The 13,568-nt window shown below is 63.5% G+C and carries 7 protein-coding genes; 4 read left to right on the forward strand and 3 right to left on the reverse strand.

The window, feature by feature from the left end; genetic code table 11:
- Window positions 1-62: 62 nt before the first annotated feature.
- Window positions 63-3,017: a glycoside hydrolase family 2 TIM barrel-domain containing protein gene (locus J2X41_RS01220; protein WP_310078973.1), complete on the reverse strand. Its 2,955-nt coding sequence runs from the start codon at window positions 3,015-3,017 to the stop codon at window positions 63-65.
- Window positions 3,018-3,159: 142 nt separating this feature from the next.
- A complete protein-coding gene (locus J2X41_RS01225) occupies window positions 3,160-5,811 on the reverse strand; it encodes a TonB-dependent receptor (RefSeq protein WP_310078975.1) in 2,652 nt (883 codons plus the stop codon).
- A 465-nt stretch (window positions 5,812-6,276) separates the two neighbouring features.
- Between J2X41_RS01225 and J2X41_RS01230 the strand changes: the two genes are divergently transcribed.
- Together J2X41_RS01230 and J2X41_RS01235 are read left to right on the forward strand one after the other, a co-directional pair.
- Window positions 6,277-8,553 carry an FAD-dependent oxidoreductase gene (locus J2X41_RS01230; RefSeq protein WP_310078977.1) on the forward strand — a complete coding sequence of 759 codons (2,277 nt, stop codon included), beginning with the start codon at window positions 6,277-6,279 and terminating at the stop codon, window positions 8,551-8,553.
- A gap of 69 nt (window positions 8,554-8,622) precedes the next feature.
- The gene (locus J2X41_RS01235; RefSeq protein WP_310078979.1) at window positions 8,623-9,783 is read left to right on the forward strand and encodes an MFS transporter; all 1,161 of its coding nucleotides are present in this window, start codon (window positions 8,623-8,625) and stop codon (window positions 9,781-9,783) included.
- Here J2X41_RS01235 and J2X41_RS01240 read toward each other — a convergent pair.
- A complete protein-coding gene (locus J2X41_RS01240; RefSeq protein ID WP_310078981.1) occupies window positions 9,768-10,562 on the reverse strand; it encodes a helix-turn-helix domain-containing protein in 795 nt (264 codons plus the stop codon). The genes J2X41_RS01235 and J2X41_RS01240 overlap by 16 nt on opposite strands.
- Before the next feature lie 345 nt (window positions 10,563-10,907).
- On the opposite strand from J2X41_RS01240, the gene J2X41_RS01245 reads away from it, so the two are divergent.
- Window positions 10,908-11,738 carry an NmrA family NAD(P)-binding protein gene (locus J2X41_RS01245; RefSeq protein ID WP_310078984.1) on the forward strand — a complete coding sequence of 277 codons (831 nt, stop codon included), beginning with the start codon at window positions 10,908-10,910 and terminating at the stop codon, window positions 11,736-11,738.
- A gap of 287 nt (window positions 11,739-12,025) precedes the next feature.
- On the forward strand, window positions 12,026-13,561 hold the full coding sequence (locus J2X41_RS01250; RefSeq protein WP_404979854.1) for a nucleoside hydrolase-like domain-containing protein: 1,536 nt from the start codon (window positions 12,026-12,028) through the stop codon (window positions 13,559-13,561).
- Window positions 13,562-13,568 lie beyond the last annotated feature (7 nt).

Below are 13,568 nucleotides of genomic sequence, written 5' to 3' on the forward strand. Positions count from 1 at the left end.
TGTCAGCTGACGAAACATGTTGATCCCGAATTCGAGAGTGAAAACGATAGCGCTTTGGGCCCTCAGCGGAGCGTCAACACCTCGGCTGCCGCTCCGCCGAGGCCGAAATCGTCAACGGCGCAAAGCGTGACGGGTCCTCGCGGCCTGAAGTCGCGCAGGAAGGCGGAGCCAGACACCGCCGCGTCGACGATGATCTTCCGCGAGCCGGATCGAACTTCGTAGCCCGCGGCGTTCTCGACAGGTTCGAAGAGCAGAAGCATCGCGCCATCCGCTCCAGAAACCAGGTGCGCCGCCGATGGCGCCGGCAGCTCGCCGGGGCCGCGAGGAACGCCCACCTGGGGTTCCGTCCAGCCGCTTATATTGCCAAGGCCGTTGCGGCGACGCATCCGGACTCGATAGCGCGCGCCATTTTCCAGATGCGGAATGCGCGTCACGCCCGGCTGGTCGACGCTGATCGTCCTGGCCACGCCCGTTGCTTCGGACGTGACTTCGACATCGTAGAGATAGTCGATGGCCTCGGTGGAGTAGTTCAGAAAAAGCGCCCCGTCGGCCGCCTGAATGGACCAAAGCACGGGCGGCAGGTCCTCTTGGCTGGTCGTGGCCTGGCGCACGGGACCGGGCGGGCTCTCTCCGGCTCCATTGGTCGCGACCAACCGAATGTCGTAGGTTTTCCCAAGCTTCAGATCGGCGATCTCGATGAAGGTGTCGATGGTCGGCTCGGTGCGCCGCTCCCCTTCCTCGCTCCGCACCAGCGCCACATACTCGTCGGCGCGCGCGGCGGCGTCGAAGGTGACGCGCAGTTTCTGGCTCGACGTGTGGACGCTGCGAATGGCGGGCGCGCTCGGCGGCGCCAAATCGCTCTTGGCGGTCAGCAGCGAGTAGCCGAGAGGGTCGATCAGGTCGACAAGCAGGGAGACAAGGCCGGAGGCCGACTTGATATCGAGCTGAACCGCGCCGCCGCCCGGCGCCAGGACGGGGACATTGATCAGTCCCCCCTGGATCACCCTGCCGGAACCGTCGAGCGCTCGCCAGAGAAGGCGATATCCTCGCATGACATAGGCGGGCAGGTCGTTCTCGTCGCGCGGCGTCAGCGTGACAACGAACGTGCGATCCGCTCTTCTCAAGGTCATGCCGGCGACCGGCGCATGGGCGGCTCGGCAGGCGAAATAGCTTCGCTTGGGCCTGCGGTCGACCGTCAGCACGCCCCAGCTTCGATTTTGGCTCGGGGCGGTGGGCGGACTGTAGGGCCAACCCGGCCAGGAACTCCTGTAGTCGGCGAGCGTCCACAGCGCGGCGCCGACGACGTACGGCTTGTGACGCATCTCGCCCAGGAACGCGTCCACGGAATGGGTCGCCAGATTGGGATCTTCGGCGTCCAGGCCGCCGCCATATTCGGACAAGAAGATCGGCTTGCCGGGATGGAGCGCGCGCGTCTTCCTGATCGCCTCGCCGATGCCGCCGGCGACATTGTCGGCGTTATAGGCGTTGAGGAGAATGAGATCGGTGAACTTGACCGGATCGTCGGGCTGATTGGGCGCGGAATTGGAGGCGTAGACCGCAAGCCAGCGCGGGTCGAGCTTGCGGACGTGACTGACCGCCGAGCGGACATAGTCGCTCGCGGCTGGATTGCGATCGAACCGACCGATTTCGTTGCCGACGCTCCATCCGATGATCGCGGGGTGATTGTATTGCTCGGTGATCAGTCGCTCAAGCCAAGCGGCCGCTCGCTCCGAAGCGGGGTTCACGAGCTCGCTCTTGCCCCAGATCGGAACCTCGCTGATGCAGAGGACGCCCTTGCGGTCCAGATGGTCGAGAAAGTCTCGCGGCAGCGGAAAGTGCGACAGGCGGGCGATCGTCGCGCCCAGCATCTTCATCCGATCCACATCGGCGCGAAAACGCGAGGGCGGCAGTACCGAGCCGGTGCGCCTGTCCTCGGGAACGAGATTGAACCCGACCCCGCGAACCGGCTCGCCGTTCAGCAACAACTGTTCGCGGGAGACTTCCACCTTGCGGATGCCGAAGCTGTCCACAAGCCCATGGCACTGCGCGTCTTGGCGGAAGAGACGAACGCGCGCCTCGTAGAGACTGGGATTTGAAGGGCGCCAAAGATCGACCTTCCCTCGATCCAGATGAACGCTGAACTCGAAATCATGCCGGCCGCCCTGTGACCTGAAAGGTCGCAAGATCGGTGACCGATGCAAGACCACGCCCTCGTGCGTGATCGTCAGGTCGGCGCCGAGCCCCCCATCGACGTTCGCGGCGCTGCTGGCGCTCGCGCTGACCGACACCGTCGCCGTCCCCTCGTCGAGGTCTGGATCCGCCGCTATTTTCAACCGCTCCAGGCGGGCCTGGTCGGTGATCTCGAGCCAGACGGGGCGGCGGATCCCTCCCCAATTCCAGACCGCCCCCAAGCGGAACCGGTTGTCGACCATCACCGTCAGTTGGTTGAGCCCGCCGGACGGCGCGAGGGTCTGAAGATCGAAGTGAAAGGGGAGATAGCCCATGTCGTTGCCGCCGAGCACGCGCCCGTTCAGCCAGACCTTGGCGTCGTTATAGACCCCCTCGAAAACCAGTCGTACACGCTTTCCAGCCCATTCGGGACGGGTCGCAAACTCGGTTCGATACCAGGCGATTCCAGCATAGTCGGAATAGTCGTTGATGACGTCCCAGACTCCGGGAACGGCGATCTCGTCCCAGCCCCCGACGCGGTGTCCCGGTGCAAACCATTCCTCGCCCTCGCCAAGATTGTACGGGTCCGTGTGGAACTTCCAATCGCCATCGAGGCCGTGCCGCACCTCCCCTTCCGACGTCTCGACTGCTTCGGCCGTGGCCGTGGCGGAATGGCCGAGCGGCACGAATGCGGAAGCGGCCGAAACCATCAAGAGATCGCGGCGGGACAGGCCCTCGCCCCGGCGCGCACCTCCCTCCGCGCCTGACATCTTGCCGAGCGGCGCCGAAGGCGAAGGCGAAGGCGTAGTCGGCCATCGATCCTGCGTCATGTCAGCCTCATCGGTCATGGTGCGCCCGGACGGTCAAAAAGGCAGGCAAGCGGCCAAGCGCCGCTTGCCTCAGTGGAGGGGAATCCAACCCGTGGTCGCGAAGCCGGACGCTTGCGAGACTGGCCGCGCCATGCGCGCTCCGAACGGGGCGGCCAATCGACTAAAAGGTCATTGAAAGTCCGAACTTGTAAATTCGCCCGTATATGACGTTCGTCACCAGGCCCTCGGAGTACCCGTCGTAGGACCTCTGCTTGCTATTGAGAAGGTTGATGCCTTCGAGCTTCACCTCAACGCCTTTATACACCTTATATTTCGCCGTCGTCGACAGATCTTTATAACTATTCGTGAACACGCCGTTTCCCGTCGTTCCGTTCAGGCTGTTGAAATACTTGTCCCGCCAATTATAGGCGACCCGAAAGCCGATCGGCCCTTTCTCGTAGTAGCCGACGAGATTGATATTGTTTTTCGACAAACCGGGGAACGTCATCGTACGCCTCTGGGCGTCTTTGATCGGCGTCTCCGAGGCGATGTACGAATAGGTAATCATCGCGCCGAGGCCGTCGAGCGGGGCCGGCAGGAAGGTGAAGGGTTGCTGGTAGAGGAGTTCGAGGCCTTTGACCGTCCCGTTGCGGCCATTGGTCTGCCGGCTGATCGTGTAGACCGTGTTGTTGTAGGTCTCGGGCGCCTTGATCGAGACAACGAAACTGTTCACGTCCTTGTAGAAGGCGCCCAGGGAGATCAACCCCTCGCCGCCGAAGTAATATTCGAACGACAAGTCATACTGCTTGGCCTTGAAGGGATCCAGGTCGGGGGATCCGCCAGAACCCGTCCCCAGCTGCGTCTGGACGCCGTTTACGAACACCGGATCGTTGTTGAGCGAGACCCCGTTGTTGAGCGAGGACGTGCTCGGAAAGCTCAGCACCTTGGCGAAGCCCGCCCGCACGATCAGGCCGCTGGGAAAGATCAGCTGCCCGACGACGGACGGCAGGACCTCGCTGTCGTCGCGCTTGAAAGCCTTCGGCGTCGCGGTCGTCCCGCTCAGCACATTGCCGATCGATTCAAGGCGGCGGTCCACGAGACGAACGCCGGCGTTGCCCTTGAAATCGGCGAAGCCCAACTCGCCGGCGAAGTTCAGCTTCAGATAGGCGTTCTTGAAGTCTTCATTGATGTCGTAGGTCTGCCCTAGGCTGCTGAGCGATTGGGCGGGGTTCAGACAGGCGGGATCTTGCGAGATCGTCGGAAAGGCCGCGAACGCATGGCATGACCCGACCGCCGCCTCCTTCGCCGCGAGGTAGCTCCGCGGCAAACCGACCAGTTCGCCCGGCAGGAACTTGGCGTCGGAGAAAAGGCCCAGATAGGTCGGAGACAGCTGCGACGCCGGGACATTGGGCCTCAGCAGCGCATTGTGCGGCCGAACCGAGGTCTCCATGCGCTCAAAGCGCCCTCCGGCCTCCACGGACTCAAGGAAGCCCTTGGAAATCTTCCAATCGACGTCGATGCGCGATTGCAGGCTGTCGGTCTCGACCTTGCGCCCGTCGTCATAGTAGAGCGCCAGCGTCAGCCCCGCGGGATCGGTCAGATTGAAGTTCGAAAAGTCGAAAGCGCCGAAGTTTCCGCTCCTGAAATCGAACTTCAGCGGGGCCGCGGCCGAAGACGCCAGCGTCAAGCGCGAATAGTTGCGCGACGTATGGGCCACGGAGTGGCCGAAGGCGACCTGGGATGAAATCTTGAGCCGATCGGTGAGCCAGTAACTGCCGGTCAGGGCTTGCGACCAGATCTCGTTCTTGACGTCGAAGAACGAAACATTGGAGTTGGGGGTCGTCGTCGCCGTGCCCGCCAAAAGCACGTTGTTGTCGGAAAAAACCGCATTGGACAGGCCAGAGTTCGGGTTGAACCCGAGCCAGTAGCGATCGCGGTCGGCCTCTTCTCGGCTGTAGAGAACATCGGCCATCAGATCGAGCCTGGAATTGGGTCGCCATTGCACCACGGCGGTGCCCCCGATCTTTCGGCGGTCGTCCATGATCTCCTGGGCTCGCACATCGCTGTGCCCCGTCCGGGCGACGCCGCCGTATTTGAACGACGTGTAGCCGGAGAAGGTGGTCAGCCCCTGCTCGGAAATATTGCGCTTGGACTTCGACAGACTGACCAGGACCCCGAGCGTGTCGTTGGCGAAGGTGTCCGACACCATCGCAAACAGCTCGCTTCCGTTACGGCCAGGCAGATCGTCGCGCACGCCGCTCACCGTCAAGGCCCCGTTGAGCCCCTTCTTGTCGAACGGCTTGCGCGTGTGAATGTCGATGATGCCGCCCAGCGCGCCCGAGATCTGGTTGGCGCCCGCCAGCTTGGTGACCTCGAGCCGCGACACCAGCGGCGACGGAACGAGGGCGAAAAGGCCGTAGGTCGAGCCGCCCAGCTCATCGATGATGGATCCGCCACGGCCGGCTGAGTCAAAGATTTCGCGGCCATTGTACAGAACCACGTTTTCCCCGAGGCCGCGGATGGCGACATTGGTTCCCTCCCCCACGCCTCGGCCAAGCTGCACGCCTGAAACCCGCGCCAGGGACTCCGCCACATTGGAGTCAGGCAGGCTCCCGATATCTGATGCGACGACGGCGTCGACGAACTGGACCGTGTCCCGCTTGATCGATCTCGCCCGGTCGAGGCTCTTACGTGCGCCGACGACGACGGTCTCCACCGTGGTTTGCTCGGCGTTGGGCGCAGCGGACGCGGCGGCCTGAGCCTGGGCGATCGTCGCCACCGCCGTCGCCGCCAGACACGTCCCCGCCAGAAGCATCGACTTGAGAATCTTCATCTCCCTCCCCCATTTTATGTGTCGTTATTGTCGCTGTTATAGCATCAATATCACCCTTGCCAAGAGGCTTCGAGCGTCTTGCGGCAGCCTGGCGGCACCTCCGGCCGCTGGGATTAGTGAGCTGTCGCCTTGCGCTTGGGCTCTTCAGGAGCGAGGCGGCGAATAGTCGAGGCCCGCGATCCCATTGGCCGATTCCACAGTGAGCGCCGGCGGCCAAGGTGCACGCTCACCTGGCGTCGCCGTAGGCCAGGCCTCTTGTTGAGCTCGCATTATGATGCAATTATAGCAACGATAGCCGGTTCGCGTTTCGAGAGACAAGTGCCAGCCCCCGCCTCTCCATTACGCCCCACGATCACTGGCGGGCCGCTGGCATGACACCGCGATGAACGCGCGCGCCCTCAACCAAAGCATCGTCACATGCGCGACCAGTGAAGATGTAGTCGAGCGTCGTTTGGATACTTACACATGATAGAGTCTAGCGGTGGCGGCGAAGGACGGCGCCTTTATAATGAAGTGATCTCTGGCGACTTCGTCGTGGTCGGCGGGGGTCTTGCGGGCGTCTGCGCGGCGATCACGGCGGCCCGCGAAGGACTCAATGTCGTTCTGGTTCAGGATCGACCGGTCCTGGGCGGCAACGCCTCGTCGGAAGTGCGGATGTGGGCCGTGGGCGCCACCTCGCACATGAGTAACAATAATCGCTGGGCCCGCGAAGGCGGAGTAATCGACGAGATACTCGTCGATAATCTCTATAGAAATCCAGACGGCAATAGCCTGATCTTCGATATCATCGTCCTGGAAAAGGTCCGAGCGGAAAAGCGCATCCGGGTCCTTCTCAACACGGCGGTTTTTCGGGCCGTGATGTCCAGCGAGCGCTCCATCGCGAGGGTGCAAGGCTTCTGCAGCCAGAACGGAACGCTTTACGATATAAGGGCGCCGCTTTTCTGCGACGCTTCCGGAGACGGCATCCTCGGCTTTCTCTCGGGCGCGGCCTACCGCATGGGCGCGGAGTCGAGAGACGAGTTTGCAGAAGGGTTCGCGCCGGATCAGGCGTATGGCGAGCTTCTGGGCCACACGCTCTACTTCTATTCGAAAGACACGGGACGTCCGGTTCCATTCATAGCGCCGGACTTCGCCTTGAAGGACATCACCAAGATCCCGCGATATCGCCAGTTCAAGGCGTCCGACCAAGGTTGCGCCCTGTGGTGGATCGAATATGGCGGCCGCCTCCACACCATCAGGCAGTCCGAAGACATCAAGTGGGAACTTTGGAAGATCATCTACGGCGTCTGGGACTACATCAAGAATTCGGGCAATTTTCCCGACGCTGAAACACTAAACCTGGAATGGGTCGGGACAATCCCCGGAAAACGCGAGAGCCGCCGCTTCGAAGGCGACTACATGCTCACCCAGGCCGATGTCGTCGAACAGCGCCAGCACCAGGACGCGGTGGCCTACGGCGGCTGGGCGCTCGATCTGCACCCCGCCGACGGCGTCTATTCGTCCGAAACCGCCTGCACCCAGTGGCATAGCCAGGGCGTCTATCAAATTCCGTTCCGCACGATGTACAGCCGCAACATCGACAATCTGTTCCTGACGGGCCGATTGATCAGCGCCAGCCACGTCGCCTTCGGCTCGACGCGCGTCATGCTGACGTGCGCGCTGAACGGCCAGGCAGTCGGCATGGCCGCCGCGCAATGCCTCGAGTCCAAGCAACCACCGCGCGGCCTGCTGGCGCCCGACCAGATGCGGCGCCTGCAAAACCGCCTGAACGCGGCGGGTCACTATATCCCCGGGCGCCCCATCGAACGCGACGATCTCGCCGCGACCGCGGCGGTCACGGCCTCCAGCGAATACGCGCTCGACGCCCTGCCCGCCGGCGAGGACACCGCAGACCTTAGCTGCCCACGCGCCTTGCTACTGCCACTGACCGCCGGGCCCGCGCCCGCCGTGACGTTCCTGGTCGAGGTCGAGCAAGACGCCGAACTAGTCGCCGAACTGTGCGTTTCGGCGCGGGAAGGCAACTTCATTCCCGACAGGATGCTCGCCCGGAGCAAGGTAAGTCTAGGCAAGGACGATACGTCCGCTCGCTTCGTGTTCGACACCCTCATGCCGGACGGATACGCCTTTGTCGTTCTGCGCCCGGCGCCAGGCGTGCGGGTTCGCCTGTCGGATACCCGCGTCACCGGCGTCCTGACGGTCAGCCAGACGTTCGGCGACCGCGTCGCCAAAAGCGCGATCCAGTCGCCGCCCGCCGACATCGGCATCGACAGCTTTCCGTTCTGGATTCCCGAGCGACGTCCCGGCGGCAAGCTCTTCGCGGCGACGTTTGATCCGCCCGTCCGGCCTTTCGGCGCGGCGGCGGTCCTGAAAGGCCCTGACCGTCCAGCCCAGGCGGCCAACGCCTGGCTGCCCGCCAATGACGACGCCGCGCCCGCCCTGACCTTGCGCTGGGCGCAAGCCCAGACCGTCGGGCGCATCGAGCTCAGCTTCGATACCGACTTCGACCATGGCATGGAGTCGCTGCTCATCCGTCATCCTGAACGCGCTATCCCCTTCTGCGTCTCGTCCTACAGATTGGTGGCCGACAATGACGTCGAATTGGCCTTTGTCCGCCAGAACTACCGGACGCGGAACGTGATCCGCCTGGATCGGCCCATCCAGACACGGACGCTGACACTGGAAATCAAGCAGGGTAACGGCGCCCCGCCAGCCGTCTTTGCGGTCCGCGTATACGATCAATGAGGATCTGAACACATGTGGGGGCAAAGACTACGGGTACGATCGCGCTGGGCCGTTCTGGCGATGCTGTTCTTGTCGACGGTCCTGAACTATCTCGACCGTCAGGCGCTGTCGATTCTGGCCACGACGATCCAAAAAGATCTTGGAATCGACAACATCGGCTACGCCTTCATCGTGCAGATGTTCCTCATTTCATACACGATTTCCTATGTCGTCGCCGGTCGGCTGACCGACATTCTTGGGACCCGCGTCGGTTTGGCCTTGTTCGTGGGATGGTGGTCGATGTCCAACATGCTCACGGGGTTGACCCACAATATCGCGCAGTTGGGCGCTACGCGGTTCCTGCTAGGCTTGGGCGAAGCCGGAAACTACACGGCGGCGCCACGCATCGTCGCCGAACGCTTCGAACCGGAAAAACGCGGCCTGGCGATCGGCATCTATACCGCCGGCGCCATGGTCGGAGCCACGATCGCGCCGCCGCTCGTCGCTTGGCTAGCGCTTAGCCATGGCTGGCGCGCCACCTTTGTCATCACGGGCGCGCTGGGCCTGGTCTGGCTGGTCGTCTGGCTTTTCGTCGTTCCGCCGCGGCCCGCCGGCGAACGGGAAGATCGCAAGAGAGCCGATTGGAAGGGCCTTCTGACCACACCGCACCTTTGGCGGCTTCTGATCGCCCGCCTTTTGACGGACCCGGTTTGGTATTTTTACCTGTTCTGGTTTCCGAAGTACCTGATGGAGGATCGCCATCTCACGCTGCTCGACGTCGCTCGACTGGCCTGGGTCATCTATCTGGCGGCGGATTTCGGCAGCGTCCTGGGGGGGATGGCGTCCGGCGTGACGGGCCGGTGGCTGAAGTCCCCCGTCAAGGGGCGCCTCTCGATCATGGCCGCCGCCGCCCTGCTCGCCCCGCTCGGGGCGATCATCGCCGCGGGTCCGGATCTCCCGCTGATCTTTGCGATCGCCGCGCTGGTGAGCTTCTGTCATCAAGCCTGGCTGGTGAATCTTTCCGCGCTTATCACCGATCTGTTTCCAACCCAGGCCGTCGGCACCGCTTTCGGTCTGATCGGCGCGGGATCCGGGCTGGGCGGCATGGCCTCGACCTATATCGTGGGCGCCCTCGTGACGTGGCGCTCCTATGGCGCGGTGTTTCTCTGCATGGCGGTCTTGCACCCGCTGGCGCTATGTCTCGTCGCCCGGTGCCGTAAGGTCAAGCCTCAGCCTCAGATCGCGGGCTGAGGCAGGCTGCGCCTCTTCTCGAGATCGGCAAGGCTGGCGGTCTCCACCTCGCCAAGCCCGATGCGGCGGGCGGTCTCATGGAGAATGTGGGCCAGATCCGCGGCGCGTTCGGGCGAGATCGCGCCCGAAAAACCAATGGCGCACTCGACAGGGTCGCCCACGACCACAGCTACGGTGTGGTGCCCCTTTTCAGGCGCCGAATAGATGTGGGCGTAGCCCAACGTCCGGATCCGCTCCAGTTCCTCGAGCAAGGCGTCGGCCCCGCCCGGGAAACCTGGAATGGTTTCCATCGCTCCGTAGGTGGCGAGCACGTCCTCGGTTTCCATCGAGGCCAGAAGCGCCATGCCGATCCCCGACAGCGTGGCGGGATAAAGGGCTTGCGAGCCGATGAAGCCGCGACGGTCGCTCGATTTCGGGTCGGCGTGGAACAGATAGGCGACGCTGTCGCGCCACAACACCCCCAACGCGACAAGGTAGCCGGTCTCCATGAGCCGCTCCAGCGGGTGAAGCGCGCGACGCAGCAAACCCGAGGCGTAAAGACTTTGGGCGGCGATCACGTGCATGCCCGGACCAGGCATATATTTTCGGTTGGCGTTCTGCTGGGCGATCCCAAGATAGGCAAGCGTGCGAAGCAACCGGTTCACGCGCGTCGGCTCGAGTCCCAATTGCCGCGCCAACTCGCGGTTGCCTATGGGCCCGTCGGCGTTCGCCAAAGCCTGCAACGTTGTTATACCGTCGATAAGGCTCTGGTTTGGTTGGGCGTTTAGGCTCTTTTTCATATGTATAGTCCGCGACTCTCGCTGATTTTGTCCGACCCCTTGCGCCATGCCGCAACACGGAATCGCGCCGATGGACGCCCTAGCCGCTAAGACATAGCGCAATGGGCAGGAACGCGCGCGGAGGCGAGCTCCGGCTGGCGTCGCGCGTTCGACGCGGCATCGGCTTGGTTCTTCGATCAGGATACAGGCAGACCGCTCTCGTGGCGCCGTCGGTCGGCCTACGCACGGAACTCGTCGCGCCTAAGTCGCGTTGGACGCCAATGGGCGTTGAGTGGCACATGGCGGCTTCCGGAATTTCCGGGATTCAGGTTCTCCGATGCGCCCGCATGACATGGACGCTCGATCATGACGACCCTTGCAATCGGTGCAGCCGGCAGGTTTGCCGCCTCCGTCGTTCCGGCCCTGGTGCAGCGCGGCGCAAGAGTACGGGGTCTCGTCCATCGGCCTGAGCATGCCGATCAGGCGCGCAGCAGCGGTGCAGCTGAGGTCGCGGTCGGCGATCTTCGTGACCGGCAGAAACTCGACGCCGCGCTCAAGGACGTAGATTCCCTATTCTATATTGCCCCGGCTTTCATGCGGGACGAAGCCGAAGTTGGGAAAAGTGTGGTTGAGGCGGCTGTCCGCGCCGGCGTTCGGCGGATCGTATTCTCGGCGGTCATCCACCCAGTCCTATCCGTGCTCCCCAACCACGCCGCCAAGGTCCCCGTCGAGGAGGCTATCTTGACTTCGGGCATGGCGTACACGTTTCTCCATCCTGCCCGGTTCTATCAAAATTATGCGACCTTCTGGCCCAAAGTGATCAAGGACGGGGCACTGGTTGAGCCGTGGTCGGCAGATACACGTTTCTCTCTGGTGGACTATCGCGATGTCGCGGACGTCGCAGCGATCGCGCTGACCGAGGACCGACTGCTCCACGGCACGTTTGAGCTCTGCGCGCCTGGATATTGGAACCGCCGGGACATTGCCGGCCTCATAAGCGTAGTGCTGGGTCGCGAAATCAAAGAGCGTCGAGACCTGGATGTACTGGGCGATGTTCCCCAAGCCCAGAGGACGATGTTCGAACACTATGATCGACACGATCTGCTCGGCAATCCACTGACGTTGGCCGCGATCCTGAACAAGGAGCCCCGCGCACTCAGAGCCTATTTCGAGGAATTGGCGCATCAGGATCGCTGAGCGGGCGGCTAAGAGACCATGGAAGCATCATGGGGCTCTCACTCGCTATGCCAATCCGCCGATTTCTGCGCCAGACTACGCCACCGCCCTCTCGCAGTCAGACGGTGCTTTCCGCTCCTGCGGAACTGCGACGGAATCCCGCTTCGCATTGATCAATGGTTGCGGTACCAATAGTCAGACAAAAGCGATAAGACGTTAGGGGGTTCAATGATTGGCCGCTGCTGCACTCGCGATGCTCGCCAGGCCTCGGTGAGCGCCAAATCCAACGACCAGCGCGTAGCGGCCCAATGAAAGGCGCAACGGATCTATTCGCGGTCGGGCGAACGCCTGGGACCGGCGCCCAAGCGGGCCGGGACGGACAACGGGAAAAACGCCCTCGCAAGCTGACGAGGCTGCTGGCGATCGTCGCCACGCTGGCCGCCTTCGCCTGGCCCGTGGCCGCGCAGACGCCGCTTCCAGCGTCGCCGGAGCGCCAGCGCATGATCGTGCTGAGCGACATCGAGGCCGATCCCGACGACACCCAATCCTTCGTGCGGCTCATGCTCTACGCCAACCAGATCGACCTGGAAGGGCTGGTGGCCACGACATCGATCCACATGAAGACCTCGACGCATCCGGAGTCGATCCGCCGCATCATCCAGGCCTATGCCAAGGTCCGCCCGAACCTAGCCAAGCACGAGGCCGGTTTCCCGACGCCCGACCGGCTCGCCGCTCTGGTGAGCGAGGGACAACCAGGCTATGGCATGGCCGCGGTCGGGACGGGCAAGGATACGGCCGGGTCGCGGCTGATCATCCAGGCGCTGGAGCGCGACGATCCACGCCCGCTCTGGATCTCGGTGTGGGGCGGCGTCAACACGCTGGCCCAGGCCCTCCAGACGATCCGCGAGACGCGCCCGCCCGAAGCGGCCGCCCGCCTGATCGCCAAGCTGCGGGTCTATACGATCTCGGACCAGGACGATGGCGGGCCCTGGATCCGCCGGAACTTTCCAGAGCTGTTCTACGTCGTCAGTCCCGGCGGCTATGGCGCGGGAACCTGGACCGGCATTCACACGGTCATCGACGGCGCCGACAACCGCATGGTCAGCAACAGCTGGCTGCGCGATAACATCCAGCAAGGCCATGGCCCCCTCGGGGCTATCTACCCCGACGTATCCTACGGCATGGAAGGCGATACGCCGGCCTTCCTGTCGCTGATCCCCAACGGCCTGAGCGATCCCGAACACCCGGACTGGGGCGGATGGGGCGGCCGCTACGAGCTCTATAAGCCGGACGTCGCCACCACCGATCCGAGCGGTTTCAGCGGGGTGACCATCGAGCCGGAGACCCGGCCGATCTGGACCAACGCGATCGATACGTTCGCGCCGCAGGCCGCCCAGGACTTTGGCCGCGCTCACACCTCGGCCGAGCGATCCAAGGACTTCCGCGCCGGAATCTGGCGATGGCGCGACGATCTGCAGAACGATTTCGCCGCGCGGATGGACTGGACGACGCGGCCGTTCGCGCAGGCCAACCACCCGCCGGAGGTTCGGCTCGCTCACCCTGATCGATTGACCGTGAAATCGGGCCAGCGCTTCGTCTTGAGCGCGGTCGACAGCACCGATCCCGATGGCGACAGCCTGAGCTTCCAATGGCTGCACTATCAGGAGGTCGGCCACTGGCAGTCGGTGATCCCCAACGGCATCGCCGCGAACATCCATACGGTCGATTTCACCGCGCCAACCGTCACCGCGCCACGTGAGGCCCACTTCATCGTTCGGGTGACCGACAAGGGCGCCCCGCCCCTCACCCGCTACAAGCGGGTGATCGTCACCATCACGCCCTGACCCGACG

It is taken from the genome of Caulobacter sp. BE254 (assembly GCF_031457295.1).
Classification (GTDB): domain Bacteria; phylum Pseudomonadota; class Alphaproteobacteria; order Caulobacterales; family Caulobacteraceae; genus Caulobacter.

Coding starts and splice junctions, on each gene's coding strand:
- J2X41_RS01220 (WP_310078973.1), bottom strand. CDS start 3,017: ATGACCGATGAGGCTGACATGACGCAGGATCGATGGCCGACTACGCCT.
- J2X41_RS01225 (WP_310078975.1), bottom strand. CDS start 5,811: ATGAAGATTCTCAAGTCGATGCTTCTGGCGGGGACGTGTCTGGCGGCG.
- J2X41_RS01230 (WP_310078977.1), top strand. CDS start 6,277: ATGATAGAGTCTAGCGGTGGCGGCGAAGGACGGCGCCTTTATAATGAA.
- J2X41_RS01240 (WP_310078981.1), bottom strand. CDS start 10,562: ATGAAAAAGAGCCTAAACGCCCAACCAAACCAGAGCCTTATCGACGGT.
- J2X41_RS01245 (WP_310078984.1), top strand. CDS start 10,908: ATGACGACCCTTGCAATCGGTGCAGCCGGCAGGTTTGCCGCCTCCGTC.
- J2X41_RS01250 (WP_404979854.1), top strand. CDS start 12,026: ATGAAAGGCGCAACGGATCTATTCGCGGTCGGGCGAACGCCTGGGACC.